19 protein-coding genes and 2 pseudogenes are annotated in these 23,622 nt (G+C 65.7%); 12 read left to right on the top strand and 9 right to left on the bottom strand.

What is annotated here, in order from left to right; genetic code table 11:
• A partial coding sequence (locus QM712_RS33215; RefSeq protein ID WP_415027378.1) for a cbb3-type cytochrome c oxidase subunit I occupies window positions 1-600 on the bottom strand: 600 nt, incomplete at its 3' end.
• Between the two features lie 85 nt (window positions 601-685).
• Window positions 686-1,525, bottom strand: coding sequence for a cytochrome c oxidase subunit II (gene coxB, locus QM712_RS33210; protein WP_415027377.1), 840 nt, complete (start codon window positions 1,523-1,525; stop codon window positions 686-688).
• A gap of 447 nt (window positions 1,526-1,972) precedes the next feature.
• On the opposite strand from coxB, the gene QM712_RS33205 reads away from it, so the two are divergent.
• From QM712_RS33205 to QM712_RS33185, 5 genes are all read left to right on the top strand, one after another.
• Window positions 1,973-2,506 carry an invasion associated locus B family protein gene (locus QM712_RS33205; protein WP_415027376.1) on the top strand — a complete coding sequence of 178 codons (534 nt, stop codon included), beginning with the start codon at window positions 1,973-1,975 and terminating at the stop codon, window positions 2,504-2,506.
• A 124-nt stretch (window positions 2,507-2,630) separates the two neighbouring features.
• Window positions 2,631-4,058, top strand: coding sequence for a metalloprotease TldD (gene tldD, locus QM712_RS33200; RefSeq protein ID WP_415027375.1), 1,428 nt, complete (start codon window positions 2,631-2,633; stop codon window positions 4,056-4,058).
• Window positions 4,055-4,831 (top strand): signal peptidase I, encoded by a 777-nt coding sequence (gene lepB / locus QM712_RS33195; protein WP_415027374.1) that lies wholly within the window; start codon window positions 4,055-4,057, stop codon window positions 4,829-4,831. Before tldD ends, lepB begins: the two co-directional genes overlap by 4 nt.
• Window positions 4,832-4,932: 101 nt before the next feature.
• Window positions 4,933-5,280, top strand: coding sequence for an MmcQ/YjbR family DNA-binding protein (locus tag QM712_RS33190; RefSeq protein ID WP_415027373.1), 348 nt, complete (start codon window positions 4,933-4,935; stop codon window positions 5,278-5,280).
• Between the two features lie 8 nt (window positions 5,281-5,288).
• Complete coding sequence (locus QM712_RS33185) at window positions 5,289-5,855, top strand: nucleotidyltransferase family protein (protein WP_415027379.1); 567 nt, start codon at window positions 5,289-5,291, stop codon at window positions 5,853-5,855.
• A 210-nt stretch (window positions 5,856-6,065) separates the two neighbouring features.
• Here the strand turns inward: QM712_RS33185 and QM712_RS33180 are convergent, their stop codons facing one another.
• From QM712_RS33180 to QM712_RS33170, 3 genes and pseudogenes are all read right to left on the bottom strand, one after another.
• Window positions 6,066-6,635, bottom strand: a complete 570-nt coding sequence (locus QM712_RS33180; protein ID WP_415027372.1) for a PAN domain-containing protein — start codon at window positions 6,633-6,635, stop codon at window positions 6,066-6,068.
• 112 nt (window positions 6,636-6,747) lie between these two features.
• Window positions 6,748-8,116: pseudogene (locus QM712_RS33175) on the bottom strand (glutamate--cysteine ligase).
• A 100-nt stretch (window positions 8,117-8,216) separates the two neighbouring features.
• Entirely contained in the window at window positions 8,217-8,705 is a 489-nt protein-coding gene (locus QM712_RS33170; protein WP_415027371.1) for a MarR family winged helix-turn-helix transcriptional regulator, read from the bottom strand.
• Window positions 8,706-8,831: 126 nt separating this feature from the next.
• On the opposite strand from QM712_RS33170, the gene gstA reads away from it, so the two are divergent.
• From gstA to QM712_RS33145, 5 genes are all read left to right on the top strand, one after another.
• Window positions 8,832-9,446 (top strand): glutathione transferase GstA, encoded by a 615-nt coding sequence (gene gstA / locus QM712_RS33165; protein WP_415027370.1) that lies wholly within the window; start codon window positions 8,832-8,834, stop codon window positions 9,444-9,446.
• A gap of 313 nt (window positions 9,447-9,759) precedes the next feature.
• Window positions 9,760-10,851 carry a hypothetical protein gene (locus QM712_RS33160; protein WP_415027369.1) on the top strand — a complete coding sequence of 364 codons (1,092 nt, stop codon included), beginning with the start codon at window positions 9,760-9,762 and terminating at the stop codon, window positions 10,849-10,851.
• 116 nt (window positions 10,852-10,967) lie between these two features.
• On the top strand, window positions 10,968-12,746 hold the full coding sequence (locus QM712_RS33155; protein ID WP_415027368.1) for a type I secretion system permease/ATPase: 1,779 nt from the start codon (window positions 10,968-10,970) through the stop codon (window positions 12,744-12,746).
• Window positions 12,739-14,031, top strand: a complete 1,293-nt coding sequence (locus tag QM712_RS33150; protein ID WP_415027367.1) for an HlyD family type I secretion periplasmic adaptor subunit — start codon at window positions 12,739-12,741, stop codon at window positions 14,029-14,031. Before QM712_RS33155 ends, QM712_RS33150 begins: the two co-directional genes overlap by 8 nt.
• 174 nt (window positions 14,032-14,205) lie before the next feature.
• Window positions 14,206-14,514 (top strand): hypothetical protein, encoded by a 309-nt coding sequence (locus QM712_RS33145; RefSeq protein ID WP_415027366.1) that lies wholly within the window; start codon window positions 14,206-14,208, stop codon window positions 14,512-14,514.
• A 196-nt stretch (window positions 14,515-14,710) separates the two neighbouring features.
• Here the strand turns inward: QM712_RS33145 and QM712_RS33140 are convergent, their stop codons facing one another.
• From QM712_RS33140 to QM712_RS33125, 4 genes are all read right to left on the bottom strand, one after another.
• Complete coding sequence (locus QM712_RS33140; protein ID WP_415027365.1) at window positions 14,711-16,924, bottom strand: FAD-dependent oxidoreductase; 2,214 nt, start codon at window positions 16,922-16,924, stop codon at window positions 14,711-14,713.
• A gap of 90 nt (window positions 16,925-17,014) precedes the next feature.
• The gene (locus QM712_RS33135; RefSeq protein WP_415027364.1) at window positions 17,015-18,223 is read right to left on the bottom strand and encodes an acetyl-CoA C-acetyltransferase; all 1,209 of its coding nucleotides are present in this window, start codon (window positions 18,221-18,223) and stop codon (window positions 17,015-17,017) included.
• A 57-nt stretch (window positions 18,224-18,280) separates the two neighbouring features.
• A complete protein-coding gene (locus QM712_RS33130; protein WP_415027363.1) occupies window positions 18,281-20,071 on the bottom strand; it encodes an acyl-CoA dehydrogenase C-terminal domain-containing protein in 1,791 nt (596 codons plus the stop codon).
• A 102-nt stretch (window positions 20,072-20,173) separates the two neighbouring features.
• Entirely contained in the window at window positions 20,174-20,557 is a 384-nt protein-coding gene (locus QM712_RS33125) for a nuclear transport factor 2 family protein (RefSeq protein WP_415027362.1), read from the bottom strand.
• A gap of 189 nt (window positions 20,558-20,746) precedes the next feature.
• Here QM712_RS33125 and QM712_RS33120 point away from each other — a divergent pair, with 189 nt between their 5' ends.
• Together QM712_RS33120 and QM712_RS33115 are read left to right on the top strand one after the other, a co-directional pair.
• Entirely contained in the window at window positions 20,747-21,337 is a 591-nt protein-coding gene (locus QM712_RS33120; RefSeq protein ID WP_415027361.1) for a PadR family transcriptional regulator, read from the top strand.
• Window positions 21,338-21,715: 378 nt separating this feature from the next.
• A pseudogene (locus QM712_RS33115) lies at window positions 21,716-23,622 on the top strand (hypothetical protein); the annotation flags it as partial.

Genomic DNA, 23,622 nt, shown 5'->3' with positions numbered 1-23,622 from the left:
CATGCCCGGCGCGCGCATGTTGAAGATCGTGGTGATGAAGTTGATCGCGCCGAGGATCGACGAGGCACCCGCCAGATGGAGCGACAGGATCGCGAAGTCGACGGCCGGGCCCGGGTGACCGGAGCTCGACAGCGGCACATACATCGTCCAGCCGGCACCGACGCCGTTGGCGCCCGGCTCACCCTCGACGAAGGTCGAGATCAGCAGCAGCGCGAAGGAGGCCGGCAGCAGCCAGAACGAGATGTTGTTCATGCGCGGAAACGCCATGTCCGGCGCGCCGATCATCAGCGGCACGAACCAGTTGCCGAAGCCGCCGATCATCGCGGGCATGACCATGAAGAAGATCATGATCAGGCCGTGCGAGGTCACGAACACGTTGTAGGTATGCGTCTCGTGGAAGATCTGCACGCCCGGATACATCAGCTCGGCGCGGATCGCGATCGACATCGCGGCGCCGATGATACCGGCGATGACCGCGAAGATCAGGTACATCGTGCCGATGTCCTTGTGGTTGGTCGAATAGACGTAGCGCCGCCATCCGGTCGGATGGGCGTGCTCGTCATGCGCGTGATCGCCGTGTGCCGCTGCGCTCGTTGCCATTTTCAAATCCTGCCTTGCGTCCCGTTCGGACCTTTGGAAGGTCCCGCCCTTTATGTCGCTTTCAGTCCCGTTGCCTTCCCGGCGCTCACTGCGTCGGGCCGGCCGCGGAGGCGTAGGTGCTGGTGCCGCCGCTCGCATATTTCTTCTTCGCAGCCTCGACCCAGGAGGCGAACTCCTGGTCGTTCACCACGCGAATCGCGATCGGCATGAAGGCGTGGTCCTTGCCGCAGAGCTCCGAGCACTGGCCGTAGAACATGCCGGTCTTGGTGGCCTTGAACCAGGTCTCGTTCAGCCGGCCCGGGATGGCGTCGATCTTGACGCCGAAGGCCGGCAGCGCAAACGCATGGATGACGTCGGCGCCCGTGACCTGGACGCGAACCACCTTGTTGACGGGCACGACCATCTCGTTGTCGACGCCGAGCAGCCGCGGCTGCTTGTCCTGCGCCATCAGCGAATCAAACTCGAACTTGCCGTTGTCCGGATAGGCGTAGGACCAGTACCACTGCTTGCCGGTGGCCTTGATGGTCAGATCCGCCTTGGGCACGTCGAGCTCGAGGAACAGCAGGCGGAACGACGGCACCGCGATGCCGACCAGGATCAGCACCGGAACCAGGGTCCACACCACCTCGATCAGCGTGTTGTGGGTGGTCCGCGACGGCACCGGATTGGCCCGCGAGTTGAACTTCACGACCACGATCACCAGCAGCGCCAGCACGAACAGCGTGATCACGATGATCAGCACGGACAGGAAATTGTGGAACCAGACGATGTTGTCCATCACCGGGGAACCAGAGCCCTGCAGGTGCCATTCCCACGGCTCCGGCTGCCCGAGCTCGGCGAATGCCGAGCCGCCCGTCGCCAGCGTCAGACCAGCTACGGCCAATCCCAGCAAGTGCCGGCCCACCCGGCCCATCGACATCCTCATGCCGTTCGCGCTCCCCTTACGAAATCACCCCAAGTGCATGCCCTGTGTCCGGGCAATGCTTATTCGATCCGCCCGTCCGACAAACCGCCGCTCAAGAATACCTCTAAGAGGAATTGGGGCCAGATCGCTAGAACGCCGAAATCAAGCCTCTCAAACCATAATTCTTGATCTATCGCAATGCAGTCTTGAGCACCCCCTGCCAGCGATCACCGGCAAGATATTTCCCAGCAACATCAGACAAAAATACCATTTCCCGGCATGCCGCGGCTTGACAGCGTGATTGTCGGCGGTAGGCACTGGCGGATGGTCTTGCAGGAACCTGATTCGTGCGGGGCACGGGCGGCCGGCGCGGCGTGGAATTTGCTTGGGAAATGCCTTCAAGCCGCCGTCATTCCCGTATCAGTCCGCAAGTTCGAGCGACCCAAGCGAACAGAGGGATCGACCCCGATGGGGCTTTCGACATCCATGGCAAAGCCGGGTAACGGCCTCACGATGCTGGCAGTCCTGCTGGCCGCGGTCGTCCTGCTGGCGCTTCCCGGCCTTGCCCATGCGCAGGGCGCGGTGCGCTCCGTCCATGGCGACTGGCAGATCCGCTGCGACACCCCGCCGGGCGCCCAGGCCGAACAATGCGCCCTGATCCAGAGCGTGGTGGCCGAGGACCGCTCCAATGCCGGCTTGACCGTGATCGTGCTGAAGACGGCCGACCAGAAAAGCCGGCTGATGCGGGTGGTGGCCCCCCTCGGCGTGCTGCTGCCCTCGGGACTCGGCCTGAAGCTCGACAACCAGGACGTCGGCCGCGCCGGTTTCGTCCGCTGCCTGCCCAATGGGTGCGTCGCCGAGGTCGTCATGGACGACAAGCTGCTCGGCCAGCTCCGCAGCGCCAAGACCGCGACCTTCATCATCTTCGAGACGCCCGAGGAAGGCATCGGATTCCCGCTCAGCCTGAATGGCCTCGGCGAGGGCTACGACAAGTTGCCGTAGCCGGCGGTGGCGGCCCCGGACGCGGCGGCCCCCCATACGTTTCCGTAATGTGACGCCTCGTACCCTCGCGGATCCGCTCCGAAACCATTATCTTGCCCTACATCTTCCGATAATGGACGGACGCATGACCAACCCTGCCACGACCTCCCTGCTCGACCGCGCCAATCTCGACCGCGACCAGGTTCGCCACGAGGTCGCGCGCGGGCTTTCGGGCGCCGACGACGGCGAACTCTTCCTGGAGTACAGCCAGACCGAAGCGCTGATGTTCGACAACGGGCGGCTGAAGCAGGCGACCTACGACACCTCGCAGGGCTTCGGCCTTCGCGCCGTCAAGGACGACGCGGTCGGCTACGCGCACTCCTCAGACGTCTCGCTGCCGGCGCTGATTCGCGCCGCCGACGCGGTCGCGGCGGTGCGCGGCGGCTATTCCGGCAGCTTCGCGGCGCCCCCGCCCCACACCAATGTGCGGCTCTATGGCGACGACAATCCGCTCGACGCGCCGGGCTTCGAGACCAAGGTCAAGCTGCTCGCCGAGATCGACGCCTATCTGCGTGACAAGGATCCGCGGGTGCGGCAGGTCAGCGTCAGCCTCGGCGCGACCTGGCAGGTGGTCGAGATCCTGCGGCCCGACGGCGAGAGCTATCGCGACGTTCGCCCGCTCGTCCGGGTGAACATTTCCGTGGTTGCGGGCCAGGGCGATCGTCAGGAGAGCGGCAGCAAGGGCTATGGCGGCCGCGCCGGCTATGCCGAATTCATCGAGAGCAAGAACTGGCGCGATGCCGCCGACGGCGCGCTGCGCGAGGCGCTCGTCAATCTGGAATCGATTCCGGCGCCCGCCGGCGAAATGGACGTCGTGCTCGGGGCCGGCTGGCCCGGCGTGATGCTGCATGAAGCCGTCGGCCATGGCCTGGAAGGCGATTTCAACCGCAAGAAGACCTCGGCCTTCGCCGGCCTGATGGGCCAGCAGGTCGCGGCCAAGGGCGTCACCGTGGTCGACGACGGCACCATCGCCTCGCGCCGCGGCTCGCTCTCGATCGACGACGAGGGCACGCCGACCAACCGCACCGTCCTGATCGAGGACGGCGTCCTCGTCGGCTACATGCAGGATCGCCAGAACGCGCGCCTGATGAACATGAAGCCGACCGGCAACGGCCGCCGCCAGGGCTACGCCCACGTGCCGATGCCGCGCATGACCAACACCTACATGCTCCCGGGCGAACGCGATCCGGCCGAAATCCTCGCCTCGGTGAAGAACGGCGTTTTCGCCGCGAATTTCGGCGGCGGCCAGGTCGACATCACCTCGGGCAAATACGTGTTCCAGTGCACCGAGGCCTACAAGATCGAGAACGGCAAGATCGGCGCGCCGCTGAAGGGCGCCATGCTGATCGGCAACGGGCCGACCGACCTGCATCGCATCCGCATGATCGGCAACGACCTCGCGCTCGACACCGGCATCGGCACCTGCGGCAAGAACGGCCAGGGCGTGCCGGTCGGCGTCGGCCAGCCGTCCCTTCTGATGGAGCGCATTACTGTGGGTGGAACGGGCGCATGAGTGTCGACAAGGTGACTGTCACCACCAAGCGGAAGAGCAGCGGCTGGGGCGGACAGCTGGTCCAACTCGCAGGCATCGTCGCCGCGGTGTTCATCGCCAAGGGAGCGCTCGCCGAGCCGTTCTACGTACCGTCCGGCTCGATGGAGCCGACGCTGCTGATCGGCGATGCGCTGCTCGCGTCGAAATTCCCCTATGGCTACGGCACCTCGTCGCTGCCGATCCAGATCAACCTGCCCGAGACCGGCCGTGTCTTCGCGGAGACGCCGAAGCGCGGCGACGTCGTGGTGTTCCGCTGGCCCGGCGACCGCTCGCAGGCCTGGGTCAAACGTGTGGTGGGACTTCCCGGCGACCGCATCCAGATGCGGCAGGGCCAGCTCTTCATCAACGACCGCCCCGCCGAGTTGAAGCCCGACGGCGTCGGCGCGGCCGAGGACGACAATGGCGGCAGCGAGCCCGCCTACCGTTATGTCGAGACCCTGCCGAACGGCGTGGCGCACCTGATCTTCAAGATGCGCGACAACGGCCCGCTCGACAACACGCAGGAAGTGACGGTGCCCGCCGGACACCTCTTCGTGCTCGGCGACAACCGCGACAACTCCGCCGACAGCCGCGTGCCGCTGCGCTCCGGCGGCGTCGGCTTCCTGCCGATCGACAATCTGGTCGGTCGCGCGGACGCCGTGCTCGGCTCCTGGGATCTCGGCATGCGCAGCCAGCCGGTCTGGACGTGGCTGTCGGGCTTCAGGCTCGCGCGGTTCTTCACCGCCGTACATTGATGGCGGCCTTCGCGCCTCTCGCACCATGAGGCTCGAATCTCCGGGACGCCGCGCAAGAGCGCGGCCCGGCAGGATGAGGGTGGCGATCGTGGAGACATCCCATGACCTTCGACGACGTCAGGAAGTTGGCGCTGGCGTGGCCTGAGGTCGAGGATGGCACCTCCTACGGCACGCCGGCCCTCAAGGTACGAAAGAAGATGCTGGCGCGCCTGAAGGAAGACGGCGACAGTTTGGTGATGCCGGACGTGCCGGTCGACGAACGCGCGATGCTGGTCGAGAGCCAGCCGAAGATCTTCTATTTCACCGACCATTACGCGGACTACCCGATCGTCCTGATCCGCCTGTCCAAGGCGAAGCGTGCGACCGTCGAACCTTTGCTGCGGCGACGCTGGCGCGTGCTCGCCTCGAAGGCGGTGCGCGCGGCGTACGATGCGCGCGAAGGCGCGTGAGCGGCGCGATGGACGAGGCGCGCTTTCTCGCGCTGGCGCTGAAGAATCCCGTCATTGTCGCGATCATCGATGAACTCGATCGCCTCGCCCTGCCGGATGCATGGCTCGTCGCCGGATGCCTCACACAGACGGTCTGGAACGTGCTCACCGGCCGCGCGATCGATCACGGCGTCTCCGACTACGACGTGTTCTATTTCGATCCCGACACCTCCTGGGCGGCGGAGGACGCGGCGATCCGCAAGCTGCAGGCGCAGCTCGGGCATCTCGGCGCCAGGATCGAGATCCGCAACCAGGCGCGCGTGCATCTCTGGTATCCCGGCAAGCACGGCTTGCCCTACCCGCCTTTGACGTGCTCATGCGATGGCATCGACCGCTTTCTCACCCGGAACACGCAAGTCGGCGTGCGGCTCGCGGGCGGCCGCCACACGGTCTACGCACCGCATGGCTTCGACGACATTGCGGAGCTGATCGCACGGCCCAACCGGGCTGCGAATTTTTCCGCGGCGAACTACGCGGCGAAGGCGGAACGGTGGAAAACGCTGTGGCCGGAGATGACGGTGATCCCTGCGGAGTGAGGCGCGGCAGGCCCCGGACGCCCTGGCAATTGTTACGCGGTGCACCTTCGCCGTCATTGCGAGCGCAGCGAACCAATCCGGACTTCCTCCTGAGGAAAGAGTCCGGATTGCTTCGTCGCACCAGCACAAAATTGCTTCGCAATTTTGTCGCGGGCTCCCAGCGATGACGGCATCAGAGCTGCGCGCAATGGCGGCGGTGAAAGCCGCGCGCTATCGGACCACGCCCGACGTGAACCCCGCCTTGCGGCGCGGCGGCTTGATTTCCTTTTTCAGGAAGCAGCGGGCCTCGCGGCCGGTATAGCCGGGGCGCGCATAGGTGAAGGCGCGGCATTTGTTGTCGGCGGTGCAGGCTGCCTTGCAGGCATCCTCGCCTTCGCCGGCCTTCAGCTCGAAATTGCGCAAATCACCACCGGGACGATCGATCGACGTTTCCACGCCTTCGATGCGCGGCTCGATCACGCCGGCGCCGCGCACGCCGGAGATACAGCAGTTTCCCGGCACCCGCGGCGGCACCGTGTTCTTGAGCCAGCACACCGCCGAGCCGCCTTCGACGTCGGGGTAGCTGAAGCTCCAGGAGCGGCAGCGGCGGTCGCGCTCGCACTGCAGCGCGCAATCCTCGGGATCGCCCGACGTGACCGGCGCGTTGAAATAATCGCCGCCGGGCCGGTCGAACGCCGACTGGCCGCGCGCAGGCAGGCACGCCAGCGCGAACGTCAGCAGCGCGACGGTGCATGCCGCGACGCTTGCCATGACGGCCCCAGGCAGGCGGCCCTTCCCCATCGGAACAGCTTTCGAGTTATTGACGGCGCTCAGTTTTTTCAGTCGGCCATTTGATCGCCGCAAACCTGTACGGGCGATGAACGGCCAGAACCCCGGGCGTTGGTCTATTTATCTAGAACGCATATTCCGCGTAGGCCGGCTCCACCGAGCCCTTCCAGGGACCGTTGAACTTGTCCAGCATCTCCTCCGCCGGCGTCCGGCCGGAATCGATGATGCGATCGAGCGGCTCCAGGTGCCGGGTCTCGTCACGGCCGAGCTGGTCGATGCGGCCGCGACGGCGCAGGCCGGCATGTGCCAGAACGAGGCATTCCTTCGTGATCTCGAAGAGATAGCGGTCCCTGATCCGCGACTTGAAGCCGAAACGCGGCACGTCGTCGCGCAGCGCCTGGCGCTCGTGCGCGGTCCAGTGCTTGACCATGTCCCAGGCGGCGTCGAGCGAGGCGTCGTCATAGAGCAGCCCGACCCAGAACGCGGGCAGCGCGGGCAGCCGGCCCCACGGACCGCCGTCCGAGCCGCGCATCTCCAGATAACGCTTGAGCCGCACTTCCGGGAAGATCGTCGAAAGATGATTGGCCCAGTCCGACAGCGTCGGTCGCTCGCCCGGCAGCCTGTTGTTGCGGCCTTCGAAGAAGGCGCGGAACGAGGAGCCGGAGACGTCGATATAATCCTCGTCGCGCTTGACGAAATACATGGGGACGTCGAGCGCGTAGTCGACATAGCGCTCGAAGCCCATGCCGTCCTCGAATGCCCAGGGCAGCATGCCCGAACGCGCATTGTCGGTGTCGCGCCAGATCTCGGAGCGGAAGGACAGGAAGCCGTTGGGCTTGCCTTCGGTGAACGGCGAGTTGGCGAAAAGGGCGGTGGCCACAGGCTGCAGCGCGACCGAGACGCGCAGCTTCTTGACCATGTCGGCCTCGGACGAGAAGTCGAGATTGGTCTGGACGGTGCAGGTCCGGTACATCATGTCGAGGCCGTATTGGCCGACCTTCGGCATGTAGTTGGTCATGATCTTGTAGCGGCCCTTCGGCATCACCAATGTCGGCCCGCGCCCAAGACGGCGTCATGCCGAGGCCGAGGAAGCCGATGCCGAGCGGCGTGGCGATCTCGCGCACCTGCGCCAGATGCGCCATCAACTCGCTCTGGGTCTGGTGCACGGTCTCGACCGGTGCGCCGGAAAGCTCGAACTGCCCGCCGGGCTCGAGCGAGATCGCTCCGCCGCCGGTGACGTCGTGGAGGCCGATGATGTTGCCCTTCTCCATGATCGGCTCCCAGCCGAGAAGGAGCTTCATGCCTTCGAGCAGGGCGCCGATACCGCGCGCGCCCTCGTAGGGAACGGGCCGGTGGCCGTCCAGCGTGAACGGAGTCTTCTCGTGCTCGGTGCCGATGCGGAATTCGGACGGGTCCTTGCAGCCGGCCTCGAACCACGCGACGAGTTCGTCGCGCGATTGCAGCGGCGTCATATCGATCTGGTCTCGCGCCATTATCTAACTCTAATCAAAAGCGCTTCGACCGAACGCGCGCGGGTGGCAGGGATGGTCCGCGGACCCATGCGGTGCGCGGATGTGTTGGTTTGCAGCGGGATCATCGCGCCGGGGCGCTTTCGTTGACGACCGGCAGTTTCATCTCGCCGCAGGAGCAGCCCAGCCGGTCGAGCAGACCGCTGAGCTTGACGGCATCGGCATCGGAAAGCTTGGAGCCGACATATTTCTCGATCGCGGCGGAGTAGGCTCCCCACATCCGCTTCTGCAGCTCGCGGCCGGCTTCAGTGATTTCGACGAACTGGCCGCGCTTGTCGATTTTGCATTCGCGCCGGCAGGCCAGCCCCTCGTCGACGAGGCGGTCGATCAGGCGCGAGGTGGAATATTGCGGGATCAGCATCTGCCGCTCGAGTTCCACCGGCCGCAATTCGCCGGTCGGTGCTCGCGACAGCTCGAGCAATGCGTCGTACCAGGCCAATGGCGGGAAACCGGCCTTCTTCAGGTCCTGCTCGACGCAGTCGAGCACGCGGCTCTGCACCCGCATCAGGCGGATCCAGGCGGAGGTTGCCTCGGTCGATGGTTTGCGTTTCATGGTCCCGCTCAAACTCGTCGCCCGCTCTTTACCCCACTCGATGCACCTGCATCAATCTTGACTATTTCATGCAGGCGCATGTAGTCGTTCTTTCGCCCTAACCAAGCGTCAAGAGGAGGAAATTCCATGAAACTGTACTATTCGCCCGGTGCCTGCTCCCTGTCCCCCCATATCGCGCTCCTGGAGGCCGACCTGCCGTATGAGCTGGTCAAGGTCGATATCCGGGCCAAGAAGCTCGAGAACGGTGAGGATTATCTGAAGCTGAACCCCAAGGGCCAGGTCCCCGCGCTGGGCCTCGACAGTGGCGAGATGGTGACCGAAGGACCCGTGATTGTCCAGATCATCGCCGACCAGGCGTCCGGCAAGGCGCTGGCGCCGGCTCGCGACAGTTCCGAGCGCTACAAACTGCTCGAATGGCTGAACTTCCTCACCTCCGAGGTGCACAAGAGCTTCGGCCCGCTGTTCGCGCCGGCGCTGAACGACGAGGCGAAGGCCTTCTTCAAGGACCGCGTGATGGGCAAGCTGAAATACATCGACAGCCAGCTCGCCGGCCGCGACTACCTCATGGGCAAGCAGTTCACCGTCGCCGACGGCTATCTGTTCACGATGCTGACCTGGGGCGATCGGATGAAGTTCGATCTCTCGGCGTTGCCGAACCTCACCGCCTACAAGGCGCGCGTCGCCGCGCGGCCGAAGGTGCAGGAAGCCCTGAAGAAGGAAGGACTGGTCCAGGCGGCGTAACGCGTCCCTGACTTCAGCCGGCCCCTCCGACCGAGGGGCCGGCTGCCTAAAGTTCGAGATATTTTGTTGCAGTCGGCATAGCCAAATGTTGGCCATGACAAGCTAGGCCGCACGACTCGGCCGAAACCCTTCGCGTGATCAAGAGGTTGGGTGATCGTTAGACTCAACCCTGCGTGGAGGATGCGTAATGAGTACCTTACTGTCCGGTACAAACGCCGCTGACCGGCTGGTCGAAGCCTTGGCAGGTTCGACGGCTTTGGCGGTGGACTCCCAGAACGATACGGCAGGTCAACCATCGGCGTCCGGAAGCTACATGGCCGGAGACGATTCGACGGACGCGACAGCGACCGCCCAGCCCAGCGGTAATACAGTCGATGCTCTGCCGTTGGCGAATGTGCTCGATCCGGTCACGTCGCTGCTGAGCGACACGACGGGAGGCACGACAGGCGACAGCCTGCCGATCGTCGGCAATCTCCTTGACGGCGGCGGCCTCGCGGATGGCTCCTCGCTGACACTGGCGGGTGCCGACGGCACGCTGCAGCCGGTCTTGAACGCGGCCAATGCGCTCATCAAGGATTTTCACAACAATGTGCTGGAGGCGCTCAGCCACGAAATCGGCGCCAGCGATCTCATCCACAATGTGACGAACACCGGTGAGACCGTTGGCCTCGGCACGATCGGCGTACCGACTCCCTCGCCGACGGACGGTCACACCAATCTGGTGACCGACCTGCTCAACGCCCCCGCGACGCTTCTCGATGGCGGCGGTCTCGGCACCGTGATCTCGCAGGTCGGCTCGGACCTGACCGACGATGTCCACGCCGTCGACGGAATCGTCAACTCGCTGCTCAACACGCAGGATGGCCTCAACGTCCTGCCGACCGTGACCAGGGAGCTCGGTTCAGACCTGCAGAATCTGCCGCTGCTCTCCGTCAACGGGGACAGCGGCAGCGGTGGCGGCGGGCTGCTGGATGGGCTGGTCGGCAATCTGCACGGCTCCGACACCGGCCATCTCGTCGATGTCAATGTCGGCCCGGAGCAGCCCAACGGGCAGGCGATCGACATCCTCGCCCAGCCGACGACCGGTGATCATCACACCGTGGACGTCAGCGCCGTCGATATCGGCCAGAACGGACCGCACCTGCTCGATCTCAACGCGCTGACCGGATCCGGCGGGCTCAATCTCCCGAGCCTCGGCGGAACGGGAACGGATGGGCTGACCGGCAACCTGCTCGGCAATCTCAACCTCGGCAATCTGCTGAGCGGCGGGATTGCGTCCGGCAACACCACCACCGCGCCGGTCTCGGCCCCGCTCGACGTCACTGCCGTCTTGCATGATCTGGTCTCGTCACCGCTGACGACCGATCACGGGCTTCTCGACACCCACGGCACGCACATCCTCTGATATCGCCGGTTGCGGGAGCGCGGCAGCGCCGCACTCCCGCAATTCCCTTCATATCCCCGAGCATCATGGGCTTGAACATCCGCGAGGGCGCGATGATCGGTCAGGGAAAGCTATATTTGTCGTTGCCGCCCGTCATCCGCGACGCCTTCGTCGCGGTCAGGGGCGCGTTGCTGGCGACCGCCATGGCGAGTTCGCTCGTCAATCTGCTGATGCTGGTCGGCCCGATCTTCATGCTTCAGGTCTACGATCGCGTGCTGCCGAGCCGCAGCATCGCGACGCTGGTGGGCCTGCTGCTGATCGCGCTGGTCCTGCTGGTCATTCAGGCCGGCGTCGACATGCTGCGCAGCCGTCTGCTGGCCCGGATCGCGGAGATTTTCGACGAGACCGTCCGGCGCGGCGTCTTCGACAGCGTCCACCATGACGCGATCGGCAAGCCTGACCGCGGCGGCTTGCAGATCATGCGCGACCTCGACACCGTCCGGGGCTTCATCGCCGGCAGCGGCCTGATCGTCGTCTCCGACCTGCCGTGGACCCCGCTCTACATTCTCGTCTGCACCTTGTTTCATCCGCTGATGGGGCTGGCCGTCACGGGCGGCGCGATCGCGCTCGCGGCGATCACGGTCGCAGCGGAAATGTTCACGCGCGCCCCGATCCAGTCTCTCGTGGCCCTGGCATCCTCGCGGCGACAGGCGGCCGAAACCGCATTCCACCACGCCACGGTCGTGCATGCGCTCGGCATGACGTCGCGGATGGCCGATCTCTGGTCGGAACGCTCGCAGGCCTATCTCGACGCCCAACGCGTCAGTTCCGACCTCACCGGTGCGTTCGGCGGCGCATCGCGCTTCCTGCGCATGATCCTGCAGTCGGGCGTGCTGGCGCTCGGGGCCTATCTCGTCATCAACCAGCAGGCCACGGCCGGCGTGATGCTGGCCGCGACGATCCTGTCGATACGCGCGCTCGCGCCGATCGAGCTCGCGATCGCGAACTGGCGCGGGTTCATCGCCGCGCGCGCGAGCTTCACCCGGTTGATCGACGCGTTGAACGCCGTGCCGGCGAAGCCGCCGCTCACGCCGCTGCCCCGGCCGAAGCAGGAGATCCGCGTCACCTCGCTGAGCCTCACGGCCCCCGGCACCGATCGGGTCGTTCTTCACGATGTCAGCTTCGCGCTGCGGGCGGGAAGCGCGGTCGCCATCGTCGGGCCGAGCGGTTCAGGCAAGTCGACTCTCGCCCGCGCGCTGGTCGGTGTCGGCGCGCCGGCACGCGGCGTGATCCGGATCGACGGCGCGTCGCTTGCCCATTGGGACCCCCTGGCGCTCGGGCCGGCCATCGGCTTCCTGCCCCAGGACGTCGCGCTGTTTCGTGGAACGGTGGCGCAGAACATCTCCCGCTTTGCCGTCTCTCCCGACGCCGACCGGTTGATCGCGGCCGCCCATGAAGCCGACGTCCACGACGTCATCCTGCGGCTGCCAGGTGGTTACGAAACCGAAGTCGGCGACGGCGGCCTGATGCTCTCGGGCGGGCAGCGGCAGCGGATCGCGCTCGCCCGCGCGCTCTACGGCGATCCCTTCCTGATCGTGCTCGACGAGCCGAATTCAAACCTCGACAGCGAAGGCGAGCGCGCGCTGATCCGCGCCATCCTGCGTGCGCGTGCGCGCGGCAGCATCGTGGTGGTGATCGCACACCGTCCGACGGTGCTGCAGGCGGTCGATCACATGCTGGTGCTGAACGAAGGCCGGCTCCACACCTTCGGCACGACGCGGTCCGTGCTGCCCTCGCTGGCTCCCAAGGCGGCAGAGCCGGCAGCAGCCGAACCGGCAATAGCCGAGCCGACACCAGCGCGCGCGCCGGCGCGCCGGAGAAGCCGCAAGCAGATGGAGCGCAAGCAGGATGCGTAGCGCCGCGCAATCGATCCGGCATCACACGCGGGCGGTCGCGATGGCGGCTGTGTTCCTCGTGGCCAGCATCGGCATCATGAGCGCCGCCGCCAAGATGTCCGGCGCCATCATCTCGCAGGGCTCGCTGGTCGTCGAGTCCAACGTCAAGAAGGTTCAGCACCCCTCCGGAGGCGTCGCAAAGAAGCTGCTTGCCGAGGAAGGGGCGCATGTCGCAAAGGACGATGTCCTGATCGTGATGGACGAGACGGTCGCACAGGCCAATCTCGTTGCGGTGACCAAGAGCCTGTGGGAGCTGGAGGCGCGGCGTGCCCGGCTGCAGGCCGAGCGCGACGGGGACGACGACATTGCGTTTCCCGAGAGCATCAAATCGCTCGACGACCCGGCCGCGCTTGCCATCGTCTCGGGCGAGGCGCGCTTCTTCCAGCTCCGGAGGACCTCGAACGACGGACAAAAGCGCCAGTTCAAGGAGCAGATCGCGCAGCTCGACGAGCAGATCAAGGGCATGCAGGACCAGCTCACGGCCAAGAAGCAGGAGGCCGACCTGATCGCCAACGAATTGACGGGCGTGCAGACGCTCTGGGAGCAGCACCTGGTGTCGCTGTCCCGGTTGAGCACGCTGCAGCGCGACGCCGCGCGGCTGCTCGGCGAACGCGGTCAGCTCACGGCCTCGATCGCGCAGGCAAAAGGCAAGATCTCGGAAACGGAATTGAAGATCCTGCAGGTCGACCAGGACTTCCGGTCCGGTGTCGCCAAGGAGCTCGCCGACATCCGCGCCAAATATGCCGAGACACTCGAGAAGCAGGTCACGGCCAAGGACCAGACCGAGAAGCTGGAGATCCGCGCCCCGCAGGCCGGCGTCGTGCATGACCTCGCCATTCATACGCAGGGCGGAGTGATCGCGGCCGGCGAAACCATCATGACGATCGTGCCCGACCAGGACAACCTTATGGTCGAGACGCGCGTCGCGCCGCAGGACATCGATCAGGTCAAGCTGAACCAGACGGCGACGTTGCGCTTCACCAATTTCAACCAGCGCACCACGCCGGAGATCGACGGCGAGGTGATCCGGATCGGAGCCGACGTCTCGCGCGACGACAAGGCCGGCCCGACCTATTTCCTGGTGAGGATCGCCATACCGAAACCGGAGATGCAGAAGCTGGCCGCAACGCGCCTGCTGCCGGGCATGCCGGTCGAGGTGTTCATTCCAACCAGCGAGCGGACGCTGATGTCCTATCTGATGAAGCCGCTCGCCGATCAGGTCCACCGCGCCTTCAGGGAGAAGTGACGGCCGATCGCCGCGTTTGCCGGCTGCGGGCAAGCACCGCACGAGGTGACATAGTACCGCAAGTCCGACTTATGAACGGTTATTCACAAACTCGCACGAATCTTGTCTTGTTACCGAATCCGAGGCCGGCAAGATCCGGTTGCGAACTGGCTGATGCTCTCATTGGAGTTGAGCTTGACGATTGCCTTGATGCTGATGGCGGCAAGCGCATTGGCGGGAATGGCGACCAGCTTTGTGTTCAGTATCTGGGCTTTGGTCCTGCTCTCGCCGCTCATCGCGATTTTTTGCGCGGTCGTTCTGCATGCCCACGCATTCGGGGTGCAGGACAGCGTGCCCCTCATCGCGGCGTGCGTTGCCCTCTATCAGATGGCCTATCTCGTCGCAGCCTATCTGCTGCCTCCAGGGCACGTCTCACGCCCCCGCGAGACCGATGGCAAGCCACACAAGGCCGGCGAGCAGGAAATCCGCGGCCAGCACAAATAGCGTCGACATCACCGAAGACGCCGGCCGCTTCCGCCGCAGACGCGCAAGGGGATGCGTTGGACAGGTGAGCGGACATGCCGATGCAGAAAGCAAGAGGCCGGATCAGTGATCCGGCCTCTCGGCATTTCCAGCGACATCATTTCGGGCCGGCTCACGGCGTTCGCCGCCGCAAGCGCATCCCGGACGAGGCGTCGCGTCAGGCCGCCGTCTTCTTCGGTGCGAAGCGGCCGTAGAAGGTCTCTCCCTTCGCCGCCATCTCCTCCAGGAGCTTCGGCGGGGTGAAGCGCGAGCCGTATTTCGCCTCGAGCTTGTGGCAGAGCTCGACGAACTTCTTCGTGCCCATGAAGTCGATGTAGGACAGCGTGCCGCCGGTGAACGGCGCGAAGCCGAAGCCGAGGATCGATCCGACATCGGCCTCGCGCGGATCGGTGATGACGTGGTCCTCGACCGTGCGCGCGGCTTCAACCGCCTGCACCACGAGGAAACGCTGCTTCAGCTCCTCGATGTCGAGCGTATCGGGGTCGAGCTGCTTCGGCTGCAGCGCCGACAGGCCCGGCCACAGGCTCTTCGAGCCCTTGCCCTTCTCGGGATAGTCGTAGAAGCCCTTGCTGTTCTTGCGGCCGAGACGGCCCTGGTTCTCGACCATCTCCACCATCAGCTTCTTCTGGTCGGGATTGATCGCATTGGGGCCGAGATCGGCCTCGGTGGCCTTCATGATCTTGAGGCCGAGGTCGAGCGCGACTTCGTCCGAGAGCGAAAGCGGGCCGACCGGCATGCCGGCCATCTTGGCGCAGTTCTCGATCATCGCCGGCGGCACGCCTTCGAGGAACATTTCGTTGCCTTCGGCGACGTAGCGACCGACGCAACGGTTGGCGAAGAAGCCGCGGCTGTCGTTCACCACGATCGGCGTCTTGCCGATCTGCCGGACGTAGTCGAGCGCGGTCGCGAGCGCGACATCGCCGGTGTTCTTGCCGAGGATGATCTCGACCAGCATCATCTTCTCGACCGGCGAGAAGAAGTGGATGCCGACGAACTTGCCCTGGTCCTTGAACGATTCGGCCAGCGAGGTGATCGGCAGCGTCGAGGTGTTCGACGCGAAGATCACGTCCGGCTTCAGATGTTGCTGCGCCTTGGCGAAGGTCTCCGCCTTGACCTTGCGGTCCTCGAACACGGCCTCGATGACGAGGTCGACGTCCTTCAGCGCGGCGTAATCCGCCGTCGGCGTGATGCGCGCGAGCAGCTTCTCGGCATCGCCTGGCTTGGCGCGGCCCTTCTTGATCTGCTCCTCAATCACCTTCTGCGCATGGGCCTTGCCCTTGTCGGCGCTCTCCTGATCGCGATCGATCAGCACGACGTCGAGCCCGGCACGGGCCGAGACGTAGCCGACGCTCGCGCCCATGAAGCCGGCGCCGATCACGGCGATCTTCTTCAACTTGGTCGGGGCCACGTCCTTCGGACGACGCGCACCCTTGTTCAGCTCCTGCATCGACAGGAACAGGCTGCGGATCATCGCGGCCGCTTCCTTCGAGCGCAGCACCGAGGTGAAGTAGCGCGACTCCACGCGCAGCGCCGCGTCGATCGGCAGCTGCAGGCCTTCATAGACGCAGCTCATGATCGCGCGCGCGGCGGGATAATTGTCGTAGGTCTCGCGGCGGTAGATCGCATTACCGGCCGGGAACATCATCATGCCGGCCTTAGAGAACACCGGACCGCCGGGCAGCTTGAAGCCCTTCTCGTCCCAGGGCGCGACGGCCTTGCCGCCACCCTTGATCCAGTCCTTCGCGGCCTTGATCAAGTCGGCGGCCGGCACGACGGCGTGGATCAGATTGAGCTGCTTCGCCTTCTCGACCGTGACCGGATCGCCCTTGAGCAGGATCGTCATCGCGTCCTGCGGCTGCACCAGGCGCGGCACGCGCTGGGTGCCGCCGGCGCCGGGGAACAGGCCGACCTTGACCTCGGGCAGGCCGAGGCGAGTCTTGGGATTCTCCGCCGCCACGCGATAGTGGCAGCACAGCGTGATCTCGAAACCGCCACCGAGCGCGAGGCCGTTGATCGCGGCCGCCCACGGCTTGCCCGATGTTTCGATCGAGCGCAGCACCAGCGAGAAGCGGCGGCTCTGGTCGAACAGCATCTGGTTCGCCGCGGTCTCGCCCTGCTCCTTCAGGACCTTCGCATAGGCCTGGTTCATGCCTTCGAGCATGGACAGGTCAGCACCGGCGCAGAAAGCCTCTTTCGCCGAGGTGATGACGACGCCCTTCACCGCGGCATCGGCCGTGGTGTCCTTGACGATCGCGTCGAGCTCGCTGGTCGAGGTTTCGTCGAGCACGTTCATGGAACGGCCCGGGATGTCCCAGGTGACCAGCGCGATGCCGTCGGAATCGGTCTCAACCTTGAAGTTCTTGTAAGCCATGTCGGTTACTCCTCGTGCCGCAGCCGATCTCAGCGCGGCGGTTGACTGTGGTCTCGTCTTGCCCTCCCCCCGTGTGGGAGAGGGCGAAAATCAAACGCGCTCGATGATGGTCGCGGTGCCCATGCCGCCGCCGATGCACAGCGTCACCAGCGCGGTCGCTTTGTTGGTGCGCTCGAGCTCGTCTAGCACGGTACCGAGGATCATCGCGCCGGTCGCCCCGAGCGGATGGCCGAGCGCGATCGCACCGCCATTGACGTTGATCCTGGCGTTGTCGATGTCGAAGGCCTGGATGTAGCGCAGCACGACGGAGGCAAAGGCCTCGTTGAGCTCGAACAGATCGATGTCCGACTTCTTCATGCCGGAACGCGCGAACAGCTTCTCGGTGACGTCGACCGGGCCGGTCAGCATCATCGCAGGCTCCGAGCCGACATTGGCGAACGCACGGATCTTCGCGCGCGGCTTCAGGCCGTACTTGCTTCCGGCTTCCTTGCTGCCGAGCAGGACGGCACCGGCGCCGTCGACGATGCCGGACGAATTGCCGGCGTGGTGCACGTAGTTGACGCGCTCGATCTCCGGGTGCGACTGCACGGCGACGCCGTCGAAGCCGCCCATCTGCGCCATCATCGTGAACGAAGGCTGGAGCTGCGCCAGCGACTGCATCGTCGTCGTGGGACGCATGTGCTCGTCCTTGGCGAGGATGGTGAGGCCGTTGATGTCCTTGACCGGCACCACCGACTTGTTGAAGCGGCCCTCGTCCCAGGCCTTGCCCGCGCGCTGCTGGCTCTGCACGGCATAAGCATCGACGTCGTCGCGCGAGAAGCCGTATTTGGTCGCGATCAGGTCGGCCGAGACGCCCTGCGGCATGAAGTAGGCCGGCACCGCCATCGACGGGTCCATCGGCCACGCGCCGCCGGAGGCGCCGATGCCGACGCGGCTCATCGATTCGGCGCCGCCGCCGATCACCAGCTCGTGCTGGCCGCTCATCACCTGGGCCGCCGCGAAGTTCACGGCATCGAGGCCGGAGGCGCAGAAGCGGCTGATCTGCACGCCGGGGACGGCTTCGCCGAGGCCCGCCTTGAGCGCCGCGAAACGCGCGATGTCGGAGCCGGCTTCACCGACCGGATCGACCACGCCGAGCACGACGTCGTCGACGGAATCTTCCGGCAGGTTGTTGCGGTCCTTGAGTGCCTTGAGCGGTACGGTGGCGAGCGCCAGCGCCGTGACTTCGTGCAGCGCGCCGTCCGCCTTGCCGCGGCCGCGCGGGGTGCGAACGTGGTCGTAGATGAATGCCTCAGGCATGACGCCCTCCTGATGTGATGTTCGAAAGCTCTTGGGACGAAGCGGCGGAAGCAGGACCTAGAAGGCCTCCGCCGGCAATTCCATGATGGTGGCGCAACCGGCCTGGATGCGCGCGAGATTGGCGGCGGTCTCCGGCAGCATCCGCTCCATGAAGAAGCGGCCGGTGACGAGCTTGGTCGAGAGATAGGGCGTCGCCCCGCTCTCGGCAATCTTCCCCAGCGTGACTTTCGCCATGCGCGCCCACATGTAGCCGAGCGCAACGAAGCCGAAGAGATGCAGATAGTCGGTCGCGGCGGCACCGGCATTGTCCGGCTTGGCCATCGCGTTCTGCATCAGCCAGGTCGTGGCCTGCTGCAGATGGCCGAGCGCCGTCGAGAGCGGCGCGACATACGGCTTCAGCGCCTCGTCGCCGCCGTTCTCCTTGGCGAAGGCCATGACCTCGCCGAAGAAGGCCATGATGGCGCGGCCGCCGTCGCGTGGCAGCTTGCGGCCGACGAGGTCGAGCGCCTGGATGCCGTTGGCGCCTTCGTAGATCATGGCGATGCGGGCATCGCGCACGAACTGCTCCATGCCCTGCTCGGCGATGTAGCCGTGGCCGCCATACATCTGCTGCGCCTGCACCGCGTTGGCGAAGCCGTAATCGGTGAGGAAGCCCTTCAGCACCGGCGTCATCAGGCCCATGTGATCGTCGGCGGCCTGGCGGTCATTGGAATCCTCGGAACGATGGGCGACGTCGCTCTTCAGCGCGGTCCAGATCACGAAGGCGCGCGCGGCTTCGTTGAAGGCGCGGATCGAGAGCAGCGTACGGCGCACGTCGGGATGCACGATGATCGGATCGGCCTGCTTGTCCGGCGCCTTCACGCCGGTGAGCGAACGGCCCTGGATGCGCTCGCGGGCATAGGCGACCGCATTCTGATAGGCGACCTCCGACTGCGCGAGACCCTGCACGGCGACGCCGAGGCGGGCCTCGTTCATCATCACGAACATGCCCTGCATGCCCTTGTTCTCTTCGCCGATCAGCCAGCCGGTGGCGTTGTCGTAGTTCATCACGCAGGTCGAGTTGCCGTGGATGCCCATCTTGTGTTCGATCGAGCCGCAGACGACGCCGTTGCGGCTGCCGACCGAACCATCGGCATTCACCAGGAATTTCGGCACCACGAACAGCGACACGCCCTTGATGCCGGCGGGCGCGCCCTCGATGCGTGCGAGCACGAGGTGGATGATGTTCGGAGCGAGGTCATGCTCGCCGGCCGAGATGAAGATCTTGGTGCCCGTGATCCTGAAGCTGCCGTCGGCCTGGCGCACCGCCTTGGTGCGGAGCATGCCGAGATCGGTGCCGCAATGCGGCTCGGTGAGGTTCATGGTGCCGGTCCATTCGCCGGCCACCATCTTCGGCACGTAGGTCTTCTTCTGCTCGGGCGTGCCGTGCACCAGCAGCGCCGCGGTCGCGCCCATGGTGAGGCCGCCATACATCGAGAACGCCATGTTGGCGGAGATCTGGAATTCGTTGACGGCCTGGCTCAGCGTCACCGGAAGGCCCTGGCCGCCGAACTCCTGCGGCGCCGACAGGCCGAGCCAGCCGCCCTCGGCGACCTGCTTGAACGCATCCTTGAAGCCCTTCGGCGTGGTGACGCTGCCGTCGTCGGCGCGCTTGCAGCCTTCGAGGTCGCCGACGCGATTGAGCGGCTGCAGCACTTCCTCCGCGAGCTTGGCGGCTTCGCCCAGGATCGCCTCGCGCACGTCGCTCGACGCGTCGGAGAATCCCGGCAGGTTATCGTAGCGGTCGATCTGGAAGACGTCGTTGAGCAGGAAGTTCACGTCTTCGATGGGGGCTTTGTAGATCGGCATGGTGGTCTCCCGGCCTGGGCCTTGAAGTCATTGGGCCTTGAAGGGGTGGATGCTTGAACCCTGCGGCGCGAACCCAACGGGCACGGCAGCCGCGGGGCGGTGTCATGATTGGGCGGACAGCTGTTCCGCCATCAGGCGATGCAGCATGTTGATCGCCTTGAGCGGACGCACCATCACCTTGAAATGCGTGATGCGCCCTTCGCTGTCGAAGGTGATGATGTCGACGCCGTTGATCTCGATGCCGTCGATCACGTTCTTGAACTCGAGCACGGCGCCGTCGGCGCTCTTCCACTCGCCGACATAGGTGAAGCCGGGGCCGCCAAGCACCTTCTCGGCGCTCGACAGGTATTTGAAGGTGATGTCGCGGCCGCGCTGCGGCGAGTGCACGACGGGGCTCTCGAAGACGGCGTCGGGATGGAGCAGGTCCCAGAGCGCCGCGCGGTCGTGGGACTTCATGTAGCCGTACCAGGTATCGAGGCCGGTCATTGTCAGGTTGCCTCCCTAAAAGGCCGTGGCAAAAAACTGAAAAACAACCCCATGCACAGTAGCGCCAAGGCTGACGCCGGCAGATCTTTGGACGTTTCTTGGGCCGGCTTCATATGCACATTGACGCATATGCACCGATGCGCATAAAGTCAAGTCAATTGGTCGGGACCTTCTCAAGGAGCCGGTGTCATGGCGCTGGGCGACGCAATCCTCGCATGCCTGACGGAACGTCCGATGACAGGCTACGAGCTTGCCAAGACGTTCGATTCCTCGATCGGCTTCTTCTGGAAGGCCGACCATCAGCAAATCTACCGCGAGCTCTCCAAGCTGCGCGACCGCGGCTACATCCAGGGCCGCGAGGTCGTGCAATCCGGCAAGCCCAATAAACTGATCTATACGCTCACTCCCGAGGGCCGAACAGCGCTGCGGCACTGGGCCGCGCGACCAAGCACGCCTCCCTCGATCAAGGACGACCTCCTGGTCCGTCTGCACGCGCTCGACAGCATCGACATCGAGCCGATGCGCACCGACCTGATGGCCCGGCTCGAGCACCATCGCGACCGGCACGAGAACTACGAGCGGATCCTCAAGAAGCGTTTCCCGGACGGAGCGGCCTCGGGCGTCCTCGACCTCGGCAACCTGCTCCTGCTCCGCCTCGGCGCAAGGCACGAGCAGATGGTCGCCGACTTCTGCGAGGAAGCTCTCGACGCGCTGTCGGCGATGAGCGGCAAGAGCACGGTGGTGCCGCTGGAGGACGGCAAGCGCGAGGACAAGGGCTGAGGGGCTACGCCTGGCGCGGCGCGAGATCGTCGCCAACGATGGTGTCATGCCCCGCGAAGGCGGGGCATCCAACAGCCCGGGACAGCGCGGCCGAAATCGAGCCGCCGCGGCGCGCCTTCGAAGGCGATGACAGCCGAGCGCGCGGCGACGGCGATCGCGCGGGATGCAATGAACCGTGCTCCGCCTGTTGCGCCCCGGTTCCGCCGCCCAACTTTAAGACAGCGGCGACGACTTCCTTAACCCGTTATTTACCGTAACAGGAAAAAGTCGGTTTTCGAGGCAGACGACCCGCGCAGAATTCGATTGTCTTTGCAACCGGCACGCGTGGGGAAGCTGGAGGCGTCGGATGGGGCGCCGAAGTCGGAACCGGACAGAGTCATGAATTCGCGCGTATCGTGGAGTGTTGACGGCATCGATCCATCCGTGCGGGAGCGGGCCGAAGCTGCTGCGCGCCGCTCGGGCATGTCTCTCAACGACTGGCTGAACTCCACGCTCGGCGAGACCGCGCCGCCGAACTTCCGCGGCTCCTACGAGCCGCAGCGCCAGCAGCCTCCGAGCCCGAGTCAGGAAAGCCGCGAGGTCGCGGACATCCATCAGCGGCTGGATGCGATCACCCAGCAGATCGAACGAATTTCCAAACCCGCGCCGCGCAACGACGTCACGCGTGAGCAGGGTGTCGCGCGCCAGCTCAACGACGCCATCTCGCGGCTCGATGCGCGACTGTCGCAGATCTCGAAGCCGCCGCAGCCGCAGCCGCAGCCAGCGCGGCCCGCACCCGTCGAGAACCGCCAGCGCCAGGCCGATGCGGTCGAGCGCGCTGCAGCCCAGGTCTATCGGAGCTCGCCACCGCTGAGCCCGGCCTCGTTCGACGTCGCGGTCGCCGAGATCACGGCCCGCCAGAGCGAGCTCGACGGGTTCACGCCGCGACAGGTGCCGCCGCGGGCCGCGCCATCGATCGCACCGACGGCAGCGCCCATCGCTCCGATGGCACCGCCCGCGCCGGCCTATGCCCCGCCGGGACCTGATTTCTCGTCGCTCGAACGGCATCTGCTCAAGATCACCAGCCAGATCGAGGCGCTGCAGCGTCCGGACAATACCGAGCAGGCCATCACGGCCTTCCGTACCGAACTCGCGGAAATTCGTCACGCCATCACCGAGGCGATGCCGCGCCGTGCGATCGAATCGATCGAGAACGAGATCCGCTCGCTGCATCGTCGCATCGACGAGACCCGCTCGTCCGGCACCGACGGCGAGGCCTTCGCCGGCATCGAGCGCGCGCTGTCCGAGATCAAGCAGGTGCTGCGCACGCTGACGCCGGCCGAGCAGCTCACCGGCTATGACGAAGCGATCCGCAATCTCGGCGCGAAGCTCGACCTGATCCTGCGCGCCAATGACGATCCGTCGACGGTGCGCCAGCTCGAGGACGCGATCTCGGCGCTGCGCACCATCGTCTCCAACGTCGCGTCCAACGAGGCGCTGGCGCGGCTTTCGGACGACGTACAGCTGCTGTCGTCCAAGGTCGACCAGATCACCCGCTCGTCCAGCCCGAGCGACAGCTTCGCGGTGCTCGAGCAGCGCATCGCCGCGCTGACCGCGGCGCTGGAGACGCGCGAGCGGCCGGCACCTTCCGAAAGCACCGAGCACCTGGAAGTCGCGATCCGCGCGCTCTCGGACCGTTTCGACCGCATGCAGGTCGGCAACGACTCGGCCTCGACCTTCGCCCATCTCGAGCAGCGGGTCTCGTACCTGCTGGAGCGGATCGAGACCGCTTCCGATCCGCGCGGCGGCAATCTCGGCCGCGTCGAAGATGGCCTGCACGACATCCTCCGGCACCTCGAGCGGCAGCAGGCGACCTACGCCGCACTCGCCGAGAGCCGCAATGCGGCACCGCCGTCCGATTCCGGAATGGCCGATCTCGTCAAGCGCGAGCTCTCGGACATCCGTTTCAGCCAGGCCGAGACCAACCGGACCACCCAGGATTCGCTCGAAGCCGTCCACAACACGCTCGGCCATGTCGTCGATCGTCTCTCGATGATCGAGGGCGATCTGCGCGCTGTGCGCACCGCGCCGGCATCGCCGCCGATGCCGATGGCGGCTCCGTTCGAGCCGCCGATGGCGCGCGAGCAGCGGCCGCAGCCGCAGCCGCAATCGCAGCCCGTCAAATACGACCCGAAGCCCGAACTGCCGAACCCGGCTGCCGCCGCGCCACCGGCGCATTCGGCCTTCGTCGCCGCGGCGCGCGAATTCCATGCCGCCGCGCCGGCCGCTCCGCCGCCGGTCCCGGC

Source organism: Bradyrhizobium sp., from assembly GCF_047605465.1.
Taxonomy (GTDB): domain Bacteria; phylum Pseudomonadota; class Alphaproteobacteria; order Rhizobiales; family Xanthobacteraceae; genus Bradyrhizobium.
Note: the sequence above shows the minus strand (reverse complement) of the source record. Positions and strands in the feature narration are given on the sequence as shown.